The organism is Pedobacter sp. MC2016-15 (genome assembly GCF_026239695.1).
Lineage (GTDB): Bacteria > Bacteroidota > Bacteroidia > Sphingobacteriales > Sphingobacteriaceae > Pedobacter.
Window position 1 is genome coordinate 835632 of sequence record NZ_JAPIVS010000002.1, and the last position, 14378, is coordinate 850009.

The following is a 14378-nucleotide window of genomic DNA, read 5'->3' on the forward strand; positions in this document are numbered from 1 at the left end:
CTTTGCATTTTAGATTGAGATTAGAACATGAAGATATCATATAACTGGCTGAAACAATTCATACAAACAGACCTTACACCAGAGGAAATTTCACTGATACTGACCAATATAGGTCTTGAAGTAGAAAGCCTTGATAAAGTACAGCCTGTTGTTGGCGGTCTTGAAGGATTGGTGATCGGCCATGTGCTAACCTGCATACAGCATCCCAATGCTGACAGGTTAAGAGTGACTACAGTAAATGTTGGAGCTGCAGAACCTGTACAGATTGTATGTGGTGCGCCTAACGTTGCCGAAGGGCAGAAAGTTGTAGTGGCTACCGTTGGAACTACTGTATACCCTAATGAAGGTGAACCTTTCCAGATCAATAAATCTAAAATCAGGGGCGAAGTTTCTGAGGGGATGATCTGTGCCGAGGATGAAATTGGTTTGGGTGGCTCACATGCCGGTATTATGGTACTCGATGCAGATGCTGTGCCGGGTATGCCTGCGAAGGAATATTTCAAGATGGAAGATGATTATCTTTTTGAAATAGGACTGACGCCGAACAGGGCAGATGCAGCTTCACACCTTGGTGTGGCGCGCGACCTGGCTGCTTACCTTAGAATTGAGCTCAGCATGCCTGATATCTCTTCATTCCAGGTGAATAATGAAAGTTTAAATATTGCTGTCGATATCCGGGATACCATTGCTTGTCCGCGTTACAGCAGTGTTGCCATCAGTGGTGTGACAGTTAAGGCTTCTCCCGACTGGCTGCAGGATAAACTGAAGGTAATTGGTATCCGTCCGATCAATAACATTGTGGATATTACCAATTATGTGCTTCATGATCTGGGTCAACCTCTGCATGCTTTTGATGCGGATGAGATTGCAGGTAAGCAGATCATCGTAAAGAAAGTTGCGGAAGGCACGTCCTTCGTAACGCTGGATGGTATCACACGTCAGCTGTCAGCAGACGACCTGATGATCTGTGACGCTGAGAAACCGGTAACGATTGCAGGTGTGTATGGCGGTAAGAACTCAGGCGTAAGCGAGAAGACTACAAATATATTTTTAGAGAGTGCCTATTTTAATGCAGTATCAGTACGTAAAACGGCAAAACGTCATACGCTGAAAACTGATGCTTCTTTCCGTTATGAAAGAGGAACAGACCCTGAAATGACACTGACGGCACTTAAGCGTGCAGCTTTGCTGATCGTGGAACTTGCGGGTGGTGAAATTGCGTCTGCAGTAGGTGATATCTATCCCCAGCCAATTGCTCCGTTTGACGTGGAAGTGAGTTATGCAAATATTACGGGACTGATTGGTGCAGCGATTCCCGATGAGGAAATCAGATCTATCATTACTTCACTCGGAATCAAAGTAGCTGCTGAAACTGCCGAAGGATTGTCACTCCAGGTTCCAAGTTATAAAGTTGATGTTACCCGTGAATGTGATGTTACCGAAGAGGTACTGCGTATTTACGGCTATAATAATATTGAGATCCCTGCTAAAATAAATGCATCTCTGGCATTTACCAATAAGCCGGACAAAGAGCAGACGCAGCATGTGATTGCTGATATGCTGACGGCTAACGGTTATCTGGAGATCATGTGTAACTCCCTGACCAAGGAGAGGTATTCAAAGAAACCTGAAGAAGCAGTAAAGATTCTGAATGCACTGAGTATCGACCTGAATGTAATGCGCCAGAGCCTGCTGATGCCGGCAATGGAAAGTGTTGCCTATAATCAGAACAGAAAGAATGCAGATGTTAAGTTTTATGAGTTTGGTAAAACTTATCATTTGATCAATGAAAAATATGTAGAACGCCCGAGATTGCTGATGATGCTATCTGGTGCCGTGGCATCTGAATCATGGAGCCAAAAACAAAGTCCCGTGACTTTTTACCAGATCAAAGCAGCAGTAGATGCTGTGCTGGGCAGACTGGCAATTACCAATTACCAGACTGAAGAACTGAGCGACGAGAATTTTGCCTACGGACTGAAATATTTCCGCGGGCCGCAGACGCTTGTCAGCTTTGGGGCAGTAACTGCTGCAGATAAAAAACTGGCTGATGTAGACAAGGATGTTTTTTATGCAGATTTTGACTGGGCTCTCTTACTGGATATCGTGAGGAAGAACAAAGTCATCAGTAAAGAGATTCCTAAATATCCTGCTGTGAGAAGAGACCTCTCTATGCTGGTTGATACTGCAGTTACATTTGATGCGCTGAAAGCTGTTGCTTTTAAAACAGAGAAGAAGTTATTAAAAGAGGTGCAGGTATTTGATGTATATGTAGGGGATAAGCTGCCGGAGAATAAAAAATCATATGCTTTGAATTTTACACTTCAGGATGAACAGCAGACCTTAACGGACAAGCAAATTGATGCTGTTATGCAAAAGATTATAACTAATTTGGAACAAACAGCAAAAGCAGAGATCAGAAAGTAATTTTATTTATTACTTTTAGAAAAATTATACAGATTCAATCAATTTATTAGATGTCTTCGGTTGCGGAACAATTAAATTCAGTATTACACAAAACAGCCCGCTTAATTGAGCTCTGTAATGCTTTACAGGAAGAAAATGAGTTGTTGAAGCAGGAGAATGAGGCAGTGAAACTGTCTCTGAATGCTTCGAAAGCAAAAATTTCTGATCTGGATGAGAAGATGAGAGTGCTGAAACTGGCGAAGAGTATTGAAGGGACAAGTGAGAAGACACTTGATATAAAGCAAAAAATTAACGATTTTGTGCGTGAAATCGATAAATGTGTAGTGTTGCTGAAAAAATAAGGAATACACCGATTTTGAAACAAAGCTAAGAAATGGGAGAAATCTCGATTAAAATAACTATTTCTGACCGTATCTACCCTTTAAAGGTGAATATGGAAGAGGAAGAAATTGTAAGGCGGGCAGCCAAAATTATCAATGAGCGTATAAAAGACTATCAGGAAAATTATGCGGTCAGGGATAAACAGGATTTGCTATCTATGGCGGTGTTGCACTATGCAACGGCTGTATTAAGGGTAGAAAATAAAGTACAGGACCAGGATACTGCAGTAGCTGAAAAAGTTGAAGAATTGGACAGTTTACTGAACGACTTCTTTACTAAATAAGCCGTTCTGTTGTTTCAATTAGCAAAAAAGATTTAACCGTTGTTAAGTTTTTAGTTTCATTGTGTAGGTGATTCTTGAATACATGTATTATATTGTGGCTTTTTAAGCTACGATTTGAATTTTACAAGTATTCAGAGCAATGCACAGACTAAAAGTTTAACAGCGGTTTTTTTGTTGTTGGGCGAATGATACTAAATGATGCAGACTTGCATGAGCATCTAATTGATGTGATGCTCATTCGGGTTTTTTATATATATAAATTAAAATGGAAATAATAGCAATAATTGGATATGTCTTAACCAGCTTAGTTGTTGGGATATTGGTAGGCAGATATCTGTTGCGCAACCTGCTCAAACAGCAGGAAATTGCCGCACAGCACAAGGTGAAGAAAATATTAAAAGAAGCAGAAACACATGCTGAAATCTTAAAAAAAGACAGGTTACTGGAAGCTAAAGAGAAGTTCCTGCAATTGAAAACTGAACATGAGCAGGAAGTAAATGCAAAAAACAACCAGGTAAATCAGCGTGAGAATGCAATTAAACAAAAAGAGCAGTCGGTAAACCAGCGTCTGGAGAACATGAACCGCAAGGAACAGGAACTGGATAACCACAAAAAGAACCTGGAGAAACAAACTGATATCGCTGTAAAAAAACAGGAAGAAGTAGAGGTGCTGAAAAACCAGCATGTGAAACAACTGGAAACGATCGCAGGCTTAAGTGCTGACGAAGCGAAAAACCAGCTGGTGGAGAACATGAAACAGGAAGCCAGAACTCAGGCAATGATCCAGGTGAAGGATATCGTTGATGAAGCAAAGCTGACAGCAACTAAAGAAGCAAAGAAAGTAGTGATCCAGACGATACAGCGTACCGCTGTTGAGGCCGCTATAGAAAATACTGTATCGATCTTTCATATTGAAAGTGATGAAATCAAAGGCCGTGTAATTGGTCGCGAGGGTAGAAATATCCGTGCGCTGGAAGCCGCTACAGGTATCGAGATCATTGTAGATGATACTCCGGAGGCGATTATCCTTTCGGGTTTTGACCCGGTTAGAAGGGAGATTGCGCGTTTGGCACTTCACCGTCTGGTAACTGACGGACGTATCCACCCTGCACGTATCGAAGAGGTTGTTGCCAAAACAAAAAAACAGATTGAGGACGAGATCGTGGAAATCGGTGAGCGTACAGTAATTGATCTGGGTATCCACGGACTGCACCCTGAGCTGATCAGAATGGTAGGACGTATGCGTTACCGTTCTTCATACGGACAGAACTTACTGCACCACTCCCGTGAGGTAGCTAACTTCTGTGCTACAATGGCTGCAGAGCTTGGTCTGAATGCCAAAATGGCGAAACGTGCCGGTCTGTTACATGATATTGGTAAGGTGCCTGATGATAACCCTGAATTGCCACACGCAATTTTAGGTATGCAGCTGGCTGAAAAATATAAAGAGCATCCGGAAATCTGTAATGCTATCGGTGCCCACCATGATGAGATCGAAATGACCTCAATGATCTCTCCGATCATTCAGGCTTGTGATGCGATTTCTGGTGCACGCCCGGGAGCAAGACGTGAGGTAGTGGAAAGTTATATCAAGCGTTTGAAAGAGCTTGAAGAACTGGCTCTCTCTTACCCTGGTGTAGAGAAAACATTTGCAATCCAGGCCGGAAGGGAACTGAGGGTTGTGGTAGAAAGTGAAAGGGTGACCGATCAGCAGGCAGAATTGCTGGCAGCAGATATCTCTAACCGTATCCAGACAGAGATGACTTATCCTGGTCAGATTAAAGTTACTGTAATCAGGGAAACCAGATCTGTGGCTTTCGCCAAGTAAGGTTTAACACTATAAAATGATAAAGCGACAGATGACCTCTGTCGCTTTTTTTATTTTTCCGCAAAGTATGCCCCGGATGTTTATTTTTGCAGCATGAAGAAGGAACGTAAGAATGTGACGAAGGTACCACAGCGGGAGATTGATGTACTTTTTACTGAGTATGCAGCAAACAGGCAGCATCCTTCAAACCGGCTGATCCATTGGGTATGTATCCCGATGATTCTTTTTGGCATCCTTGGCCTGGCATGGTCCGTTCCCTTTCCTCATCTTGAATTCTTAGGCAGGTACAATGGTTTTTTAAACTGGGCTTCTTTTCTGATTGCCTTTGTGGGATACTATTACTACAGGCTTTCGCCAGTACTGTCATACATGATGTTACTGCTGGTCTTTGCCTTATCCTTGATTGTGGTGCAGTTTGAGAAGTGGGCGCTTGCTGGTGGCCCTGCTCTTTGGCTGGTTTCTACTGTAGTGCTGCTATTTGCCGCTGCAGGGCTTTTTATCGGACAAAAGATAGAAGGTAAAAGGTCTTCATTTCTGAGTAATGTTAAGTTTGTGTTAATAGGGCCGATTTGGCTTTTACAGGTACTCGCAATAAAAATTGGATTAAAACGGCATTAAAATGTGGTTAAACGCAAATTGTTGCGAAATTAAAGCGGAATTAAAGTTCAATTAAAATCGCGTTAAAATGTAACCTCCATCTAACGTATAGTTAACACTGTGGTAATAGCTTTGTCCTAATTCAAATCATAGGCAATTGAAACCACAACTACAACTTAAACAAGCGATTTTAACTATGCTGTTCCTCGTACTGATGAGTGCAGCAGGCTTTGCGCAGGGTACTGGAAAAATCTCCGGTACAATCAGCGATAAAAAAACAGGAGAAACACTTATCGGAGTTACTGTCAAGCTAAAAGGTTCTACCAAAGGTATGGCTACTGATGTTGACGGTAAATATTCAATCACTGGTCTTGCAAACGGAAAATATACTGTTGTTTACCAGTATATCGGTTACGCAGGAAAAGAGATCAGTGAAGTAGAAGTTAACGGCGGAAAAAACACTATACTTAATGTCATCCTTGAAGAGTCTAATAATCAGAACCTGAATGAGGTTGTGATTAAAGGATCTTTTAAGAAAGAAAGTGTTAACGCTTTATATGCACAACAAAAAAATAACGCGGCCATTTCTGATGGTATATCTTCAGAGCTGATTAAACGTTCACCGGATAAAAATACTTCAGATGTATTAAAAAGGGTGAGTGGAACAACGATTCAGGACAATAAATTTGTGGTTATCCGCGGATTGAGCGACAGGTACAATGCTGCCATGCTTGACGGATCCACTTTACCAAGTACTGAACCAAACAGAAAAGCTTTCTCATTTGATATTGTTCCGTCTAATCTTGTAGATAACCTGATTATCAGTAAAACTGCTACTCCGGATCTGCCGGGAGATTTTGCTGGTGGTGCGATCCAGATCGTCACCAAGGATATACCTGAGCAGAATTTTATTTCATTTGGTGTAGCTACAGGTTATAATACAGCCTCAACTTTCAAAGACTTTAAAAGTGGCACAAGAAATATTACTGATTACTTTGGTTTTGATAACGGTGATAAAAAACTGGGATCGAACTTCCCAAGTACAAACAGGATCAACAATGGATTAACGCCGACACAAAATGCTTCTGCTATAAGAGCACTTCCAAGAGACTGGAACATTAATAATTTCACAGCTCTACCAACTCAAAACTATCAGTTCACTATTGGCAGAGTAAAAGATCTTAAAAACAATAGAAAAATTGGTGCGCTGGTATCGTTAACTTATCGTAATGCACAGCAGATCAATAATGATGTAAAACGTCAGTATTTTGATTTCGATTACAATGATGATGTCTATAAGTTCTCGACCAATATTGGTGCCTTAGCTAATTTTGCTTACACATTTGGTAAAAACAAGATCACATTCAAAAACATCTACAATAGAATTTACGAAGATCAGTTCCTCTACAGGACTGGTTTGAACCGTGCAATAACCAGCGATATTCAATTTTATGCTTTCGACCTGATGCAGAAATCACTGTTAAAATCTACAGTTGAGGGAGACCATCAGTTAGGCGAGCGTAATGCAAAATTAAACTGGTCGGCTAGTTTCAGTAATGTATTGAACGATCAGCCGGATCAGAGAAAGTTAAATTATGCCAGGGCAACATCTGCTGATCCAAGCACTCCTTTTTCGGCCAATATTACTACACTGGGAAGAGAGAACGCGAGATTATTCTCAAGGATGAACGAGAATTCTTACACTGGTGCAGTGAATTATTCCTTACCGGTAACAATGTTCAATTCCAAAGCTACCTTGAAAACAGGTCTAAGTGCTTTGTACCGTGACCGTACTTTTGATGTTCGTTTCCTGGGTGCAACAGTTGTTTCTTCTGATATCAGTGAGCAAATCAGGCAACTGCCCATCGATAAATTATATTCGAGAAGTCTGATCAACGGCGGTAACTTTAGATTAGAAGAGCTTTATAACAGGTTGGATCAGTATGTGGCTAACTCATTAACCAATGCTGGTTATGCAATGCTTGATAATAAATTGGGTGATAAGGCCAGATTAGTCTGGGGTGTAAGGGTTGAGCAATTCAATGTTGATCTCACTCCTCAGGATGCAGCTGCTGAAAAGGTAAAACAGAATTATGCTGACGTGCTGCCTTCTGCAAACTTTACTTATAACCTAACGGACAAAATCAATTTAAGAGCATCATACTACCGTACGATTGCACGTCCAGAGTTCAGAGAGTTATCGGTATCAACTTACTATGATTACGAGACCTTATCCAACTTACAGGGTAACCCTAATTTGCAACGTTCAAATATTGATAATGCTGACATCCGTTTCGAATTATATCCGCAGGCTGGACAAATCATTTCAGTTTCTGGTTTCTATAAGAAATTTAAGAATGCCATTGAGACTTTCAATGACGATGCAACTTCTACCAGAACTGTCCGCTATTTTAATTCAGATAAAGCAACTGTATTTGGTGCCGAGTTCGAAGTTCGTAAAAGCCTTGATTTCATTAAAGAAACGGATTTCCTGAAAAACACCACCGCATATGCTAACGTGTCGTTAATCAAATCAAAAGTTACTAATGATGCCAATACGGGATTGAATAATGTGGAACGTACCCGTGTAATGGTTGGACAAGCTCCTTACGTAATCAATGGTGGTTTGTTACACTCGTTCTTAGACAATAAATTAACTTTCAATGCTCTCTATAATAAAGTAGGACGCAGGCTTGCTGTAGCGGCAGGTTCACAGTATCCTTCGATCTGGGAAGTTCCAAGAGATGTGATCGACTTGCAGCTGGCAATGAAGGTGATTAAAAATAAAGGCGAACTGAAATTCAATGCTGGTGATATCCTAAATCAGAGAGCAACTTTTTATTACGATGTCAATACCAATAAAAAATACGATCCTGCAGGTGGAGACTATACTGTAAGCAGCTTTAAAGCTGGAACTAATTTCTCTGTTGCATTCGCTTATACCTTCTAATATTCCAAATTAAATAATACAACATTACTAAAAACCAAAAAAATGAAAAAACAACTATTAGCAACTGCCTTGAGTCTACTTGTGTTTTTCGCAAGTTGTTCGAAAAGTGATAACGGTGATGACGATGGTGAGATTGTTAACCCTGTTACCGGTGTCGTTGAAGTAACCGGCGATATCACAACTGCTACCAACTGGACAGCAGACAAAATTTACCTTCTAAAAGGAAATGTATTTGTAACAAACAATGTTACCCTGACTATTGCTCCGGGAACTATCATTAAAGGTGATCGTGGTACTAAAGGTACGTTGATCATCACGAGAGGTTCTAAAATCAATGCAACAGGAACCGCGGAAAAACCAATTGTATTTACATCTAACATCGTTGCCGGTGGTCGTGATAAAGGTGATTGGGGAGGCTTAATTTTATTGGGTAAGGCTCTAAATAACCAAGGTACTTCAGTAACAATCGAAGGTATTTCGGATGCAACTGATAAAGCTAAACATGGTGGTACTGACAATGCTGATAACTCTGGAGTACTGAAATATGTACGTATTGAATATGCAGGTGTGGCTTTAGGTCCGGATAATGAAATTAATGGTTTAACTTTTGGTAGTGTTGGTTCTGGAACTACAGTTGACTATGTAGAGGTTTATCGTTCAGGAGATGATGCCTTTGAATGGTTTGGTGGTTCAGTAAATGCAAAACACCTTCTTGCTGTTGCTACATGGGATGATGATTTTGATACTGATAACGGATTCTCTGGTAAAATCCAGTTTGGTATTGCTCAGCGTTTAGCAGGTGTTGCTGACGTTTCAGGTTCCAATGGATTTGAATCAGATAATAATGCAACTGGTGTTGCTACTACTCCGTTTACATCAGCTGTTTTCTCAAACATGACTATTTTAGGACCAGTAGTTCCAGCTCCTCAGCCTTCAATAAATGCTAGTTACCAACATGCAGCTCAGATTCGTCGTAATTCACAGCAAAGTATCGTGAACTCAGTGTTCGTTGGTTATACAGAGGGTGTTTTCTTTGATGATGCTTTACCAGCAGGTGGTGACAAGGCTTCAACTTATTTCTTAAATGGTACGAGTGTATTCGCTAATAACTTAATCGGAATAACAAGATCAAACCCAATCAAGTTAACTAATGCGGCTCTTTTGGTAGATATTACAGCACGTTTGGCTGCAAGTGCTAACGTATTTACTCCTGACCTGTATGGTGCTGGTATTTATACCGATGCTTACAAATATTCTGCTGATCAGGTTACAGGTGCAAGAATTGGTACTCCTAACTTCACACTGATCGCAAATTCACCTGCTGCAACTGGTGCTGCATTTGGTGGTAAAACTGAAGATGCTTTCTTCGAAAGAGTAGCGTATAAAGGTGCATTTGGTACTACTGACTGGACTGCTGGCTGGGCTAGTTATGATTCACAAACATTACCTTACACCACTCCGGGTGCTGTAACAAAATAATAGTATTCTCTTACAGAAGCGGCCCTGCAGGATATTCCGGCAGGGCCGCTTTTTTTTATGAGTCTGTAGCGTTTAATCATTTGATAGCGTTTTAGTTATAAAATCAACTAACAATCTCATGAAACAAAAAGTCACCATTTTATTTAGCCTTTTACTGCTGGTTTTTATCAACCTATCCTGCTCCAAGGATGAAGATGAAAATCAAGTTCCTGTAATTGATGAAAAAAACCTGACGGCTTGCCCGCCCAATGCAACCTGTCACTATCTTTTTACCGAAAACGCCGATGTGAATCCAGGGCCGGGTACATTTACGACAGGAAACTTCAGGGTCTTCTGGAGCAGTGTTTTTACACAGGGTGTCAGTGCAATTGTGTATGTCAGGGCACCCATGACGGGAAATTCCTTTACACTTAAAACTTCTGATATCGTCAGCGGGAAGATCGAAATCAGCCGCAATTGTGCGTCATGTTTGTTTGCTGCATCAAAACTGGTTGACGGTTATGTAAAGGGCATCAACCTGACACCCGGCAAACGTGCTGATCAGACTAAATGGATTCTTGAGGCCCAATTGATCTCTGAATCTCTTTACGGAACACCCGCAGTAAGAGATACGGTTTCGGTCAAACAATATTTCTATCCCAACTTTGTTTACAATTAAGGGTGAACTTGTTCATTTTGGAGGTTCTTAACATAAAATTAATATTGAGGAAACACAACTTGTAGTGTGTAATAATTTAATGTTAACACATCGAATTTTGGAATCAGGCCTTTTCTTGTATTGCAGGGCCATTTTTTAATGCCGTTTTAATCCTATTTTAATTTAATATTAATTCGGAAGCGTATTAATGTAACCTTAATATTAAGATCACGTTGCAACTCTAATTTTACAAAAAATAATTAGAGGCAACCTTTATGAAACGAATTTTAGCCAATCTCTATTGTATTCTCCTGACATCTCTGCTTTTTGTAGGGTTCGGTGTACAAGCGCAAGTAACAACATCCAGCGTAAGCGGAAAAATAAAAGATGCGAAGGGACTAAGTGTTCCCGGAGCAAGTGTGTTGGTCGTACATATTCCAACAGGTACTAAATCTGGTGCAGTAACCGGTAATGATGGTTACTACCGTTTGAATAACTTAAATCCCGGTGGCCCTTACAGGGTAACGGTAACCTACATTGGTTACAACAAACAGGAAAAAGAGGTGGGCAACCTTGGTTTGGGTGTCGACCATCGTGTTGATTTTACGCTTTTAGATGAAGGTCAGCAGCTGACTGAAGTCACTGTAAAAGGTAAAAGAGGCGGTTTAAAAACTGGTGCAGGTACACAGATCGGCGAAGAGCAGATCAAAAACATGCCTACCACCAGTCGTAGCCTTACCGACGTTACACGTGTAACTCCACAGGTAAGCAAAGACAACTCCTTTATGGGTACCAACTTCAGGTACAATAACGTAACGATCGATGGTGCGATCAACAATGATGCAATCGGTTTCAGTCCCTCTTTAGGCGGACAAAGTGGTAGCTCGGGTATGCCGGGCAGCAGCACAAGAACGAACCCTGTTTCTATTGATGCGATCCAGGATGTGCAGGTTTTGCTGGCCCCATACGACGTAAAGATCGGTAACTTCACCGGTGGTAGTGTGAATGCGGTGACGCGTTCCGGTACCAATGACGTAACAGGATCTTTGTATGGTTTTGGCCGTAACGCATCCCTGATCGGAAGAAACAAAACAGGTGATAACTCTAAGATGCCTTCGGACTTCCATGAATATCAGACTGGTTTCCGCGTAGGTTTACCATTGATCAAAAATAAACTGTTCTTCTTTACCAACGAGGAGATCACCCGCCGTCAGGATCCGGTGATCCTTGGTGCAGGTTCTTCGGACATGAAAGTAATTACTGAAGCGCAGGCACAGGCGATTACGCAGCTGATGGAAAGCAAATATGGTGTTAATCCGGGCTCGTATGGTAACTACAACATCTATTCGAACTCCAACAAATTTTTCAATCGTCTGGACTGGAATATCAATGATAAAAATCAGCTGACGGTACGTAACAATACGATCAGATCTGAGGCGACTAACTTAGAGCGTGACCAGGCGAACTTCAGGTTTGGTGGTATCGATTACAAACAAACGAATAATCAAAACTCTACAGTTGCTGAATTAAAAAGCAGGGTATCAAATAACCTTTCCAACAGTTTGGTTGTAGGATACTCGAGCATCCATGACTACAGAACGCCAACTTCCAATTCGGCCCTGCCACAGATTGAGATTGGTGGTTCTGCAGGTGGTACAATTTTCCTGGGTACAGACCGCGAGGCGAGTATCTTCAACATGAAACAAAAAACCACTGAGTTTACGGATAACCTGACCTGGACTAAAGGCAGGCATACCTTCACCTTTGGTACGCACAATGAGTTATACAACATCACTTACGGATTCGTAAATGCATGGAATGGCCGTGTGAATTACAGCAATGTGGATGCTTTCCTGGCCGGAACGCCTAATCGTGTAAGAACTAACTATAACTACACAAATAATAGCAGGGATTATATTCTGAACAATCCTCCGGCAGAGTTTAAAGTGAACATGTACAGTGTATATGGTGAAGATCAGTTCCAGTGGACTGACCGTTTTAAGCTGACTTACGGAATCAGGTTCGACCTGGCTGATATGCCTAACAAACAGCCATTGAGTGTGAAAACTACGGGTGCTCCTGAAGATCCTAACTACGGCACTACTTATACCTATACAAAACCAAAAGATATCAAAAATGATTTCCTCGGACAGGTACAGATCTCACCTCGTGTAGGTTTTAATTTTGATGTACTGGGCGACCAGAGTCTGATCATGCGTGGTGGTAGTGGTCTGTTTACCGGCCGTGTTCCTTTTGCCTGGTTAGGTTATGCTTACTACAACAACGGGGTAACATACGGTGCTTATGATAACAGATCAAGTGCTACACCTTTCGCCGCAGGTTCTGATCCTATTGCGGACGGACTGGCAGGAAACGGACAGGCTGGATTTGTGTCTAAACAGGGTGTGAATGTCAATGATGCTGCCGGTGCTACTCAGGTGGATTTGATTGACAATAATTTCAAAATGCCTAAAACATGGAGAACAAGTCTTGCTTTTGATTACAAAACCGCCAACCAATGGAGGTTTACTGTTGAAGGTATCTATACCAAGGTGATCAATGACCTGATGTTCCAGCAGATCAATATCAAGGATAACCCGACTTACCTGATTTACGATACGCAGAAACAGCAGCCAATATATACTTCCGGTAATGCGGGTAAGATCAATCCTTTATACACAAATGCTTACCTGCTTTCGAACACCAGCAAAGGTTATCGCTATAGCATCACTGGTCAGGTAGGAAAATCTATCCCTGGTGGTTTCGATATCATGGCAGCCTATACTTTTGGCAGATCGAAAGATGTAACTAACGGTATCCGTAACTCTATGGAATCTAACTGGCAGCTGAACCAATCCCTGAGTCCAAATAACCCGGGACTGGCGAACTCAAACTTTGATATCCGTAACCGTATTGTGTCAACGATGAACTATAAACACAGCTGGGATCAGGCAGGTAAATATGTAGCCAACTTCTCCCTTTTCTTTAGTGCACAATCGGGCACCCCTTACTCTTACGGATTTGTAAACTCTACAGTTAACAATACAGGACAAACTGTAAGTCTGGTGTATATACCGCAGGCTGGCGAAACGGCAAGGTTCTTTGCTGCAAATGCTACAGGTGCTGCTCAGGCTGCAGCGTTTGATGCCTTTATTGATAGCGACAATTACCTAAAAACAAGAAGAGGAAACTTTACTGAGCGTAATGCGGCACGTACACCATGGAACTACCAGGCTGACTTCCGTTTCTCGCAGGACTTCAGAATCGTGACCAACGGAACGCATAAACATACGTTGTCATTCACCTATGATATTGTAAACCTAACAAACCTGCTGAACAAAAAATGGGGGGTACAGTACTTCTCTCCAAACACGTTCAACTCTATGGCTAGTGTAGGTTTGTCTCCTACTACAGGTGGCGCTGGTTCTGCAACTGCATATCCAACATATACCTTTAACCAGGCGAATACAAGCAAATATTCAAAAGACTTCTTTGCATCAAGATATCAGATGCAGTTTGGTTTAAGATATAGCTTCTAGTTTTCTCAACAGAATTGAAAGGCCGGGTCATTTAATGATGATCCGGCCTTTTGTTTGGCAATATTTTTTATTAAAATGTCGTACAGTGGATCCATTGCAAGTTGCAAATCCCGTAATATTATAATATTTTTGGATTATAATCCTACAATATCATAATAATGCGGGATTGTAATCCGAAATGATTATAAGAATTTTACAGGCTGTCATTGAGCAGCGACTAGTGAAGTCAGCTATCATGAACTTGCTCAAACAATTGG

General features: G+C 41.3%; 9 protein-coding genes. All 9 read left to right on the forward strand.

From position 1 onward, the window contains the following. The first annotated feature begins 27 nt into the window (after positions 1-27). The 9 genes from pheT (at position 28) to OQY15_RS08440 (ending at position 14121) form a co-directional block, all read left to right on the forward strand. Positions 28-2427 carry a phenylalanine--tRNA ligase subunit beta gene (gene pheT / locus OQY15_RS08400; RefSeq protein WP_265790133.1) on the forward strand — a complete coding sequence of 800 codons (2400 nt, stop codon included), beginning with the start codon at positions 28-30 and terminating at the stop codon, positions 2425-2427. 50 nt (positions 2428-2477) lie between these two features. After that, a complete protein-coding gene (locus tag OQY15_RS08405) occupies positions 2478-2768 on the forward strand; it encodes a hypothetical protein (protein WP_265790135.1) in 291 nt (96 codons plus the stop codon). Between the two features lie 32 nt (positions 2769-2800). Continuing rightward, on the forward strand, positions 2801-3091 hold the full coding sequence (locus OQY15_RS08410; RefSeq protein ID WP_041878266.1) for a cell division protein ZapA: 291 nt from the start codon (positions 2801-2803) through the stop codon (positions 3089-3091). 265 nt (positions 3092-3356) lie between these two features. Then, positions 3357-4919: a ribonuclease Y gene (gene rny, locus OQY15_RS08415; protein WP_265790139.1), complete on the forward strand. Its 1563-nt coding sequence runs from the start codon at positions 3357-3359 to the stop codon at positions 4917-4919. A gap of 93 nt (positions 4920-5012) precedes the next feature. After that, positions 5013-5537: an Mpo1-like protein gene (locus OQY15_RS08420; RefSeq protein WP_265790140.1), complete on the forward strand. Its 525-nt coding sequence runs from the start codon at positions 5013-5015 to the stop codon at positions 5535-5537. Between the two features lie 136 nt (positions 5538-5673). Beyond that, positions 5674-8466, forward strand: coding sequence for a TonB-dependent receptor (locus tag OQY15_RS08425; protein WP_265790141.1), 2793 nt, complete (start codon positions 5674-5676; stop codon positions 8464-8466). Positions 8467-8508: 42 nt separating this feature from the next. Continuing rightward, complete coding sequence (locus OQY15_RS08430) at positions 8509-9945, forward strand: hypothetical protein (RefSeq protein ID WP_265790142.1); 1437 nt, start codon at positions 8509-8511, stop codon at positions 9943-9945. A gap of 118 nt (positions 9946-10063) precedes the next feature. Beyond that, positions 10064-10603 carry a hypothetical protein gene (locus tag OQY15_RS08435; RefSeq protein WP_265790144.1) on the forward strand — a complete coding sequence of 180 codons (540 nt, stop codon included), beginning with the start codon at positions 10064-10066 and terminating at the stop codon, positions 10601-10603. Between the two features lie 254 nt (positions 10604-10857). After that, a complete protein-coding gene (locus tag OQY15_RS08440; RefSeq protein WP_265790145.1) occupies positions 10858-14121 on the forward strand; it encodes a TonB-dependent receptor in 3264 nt (1087 codons plus the stop codon). The last annotated feature ends 257 nt before the right edge of the window (positions 14122-14378 follow it).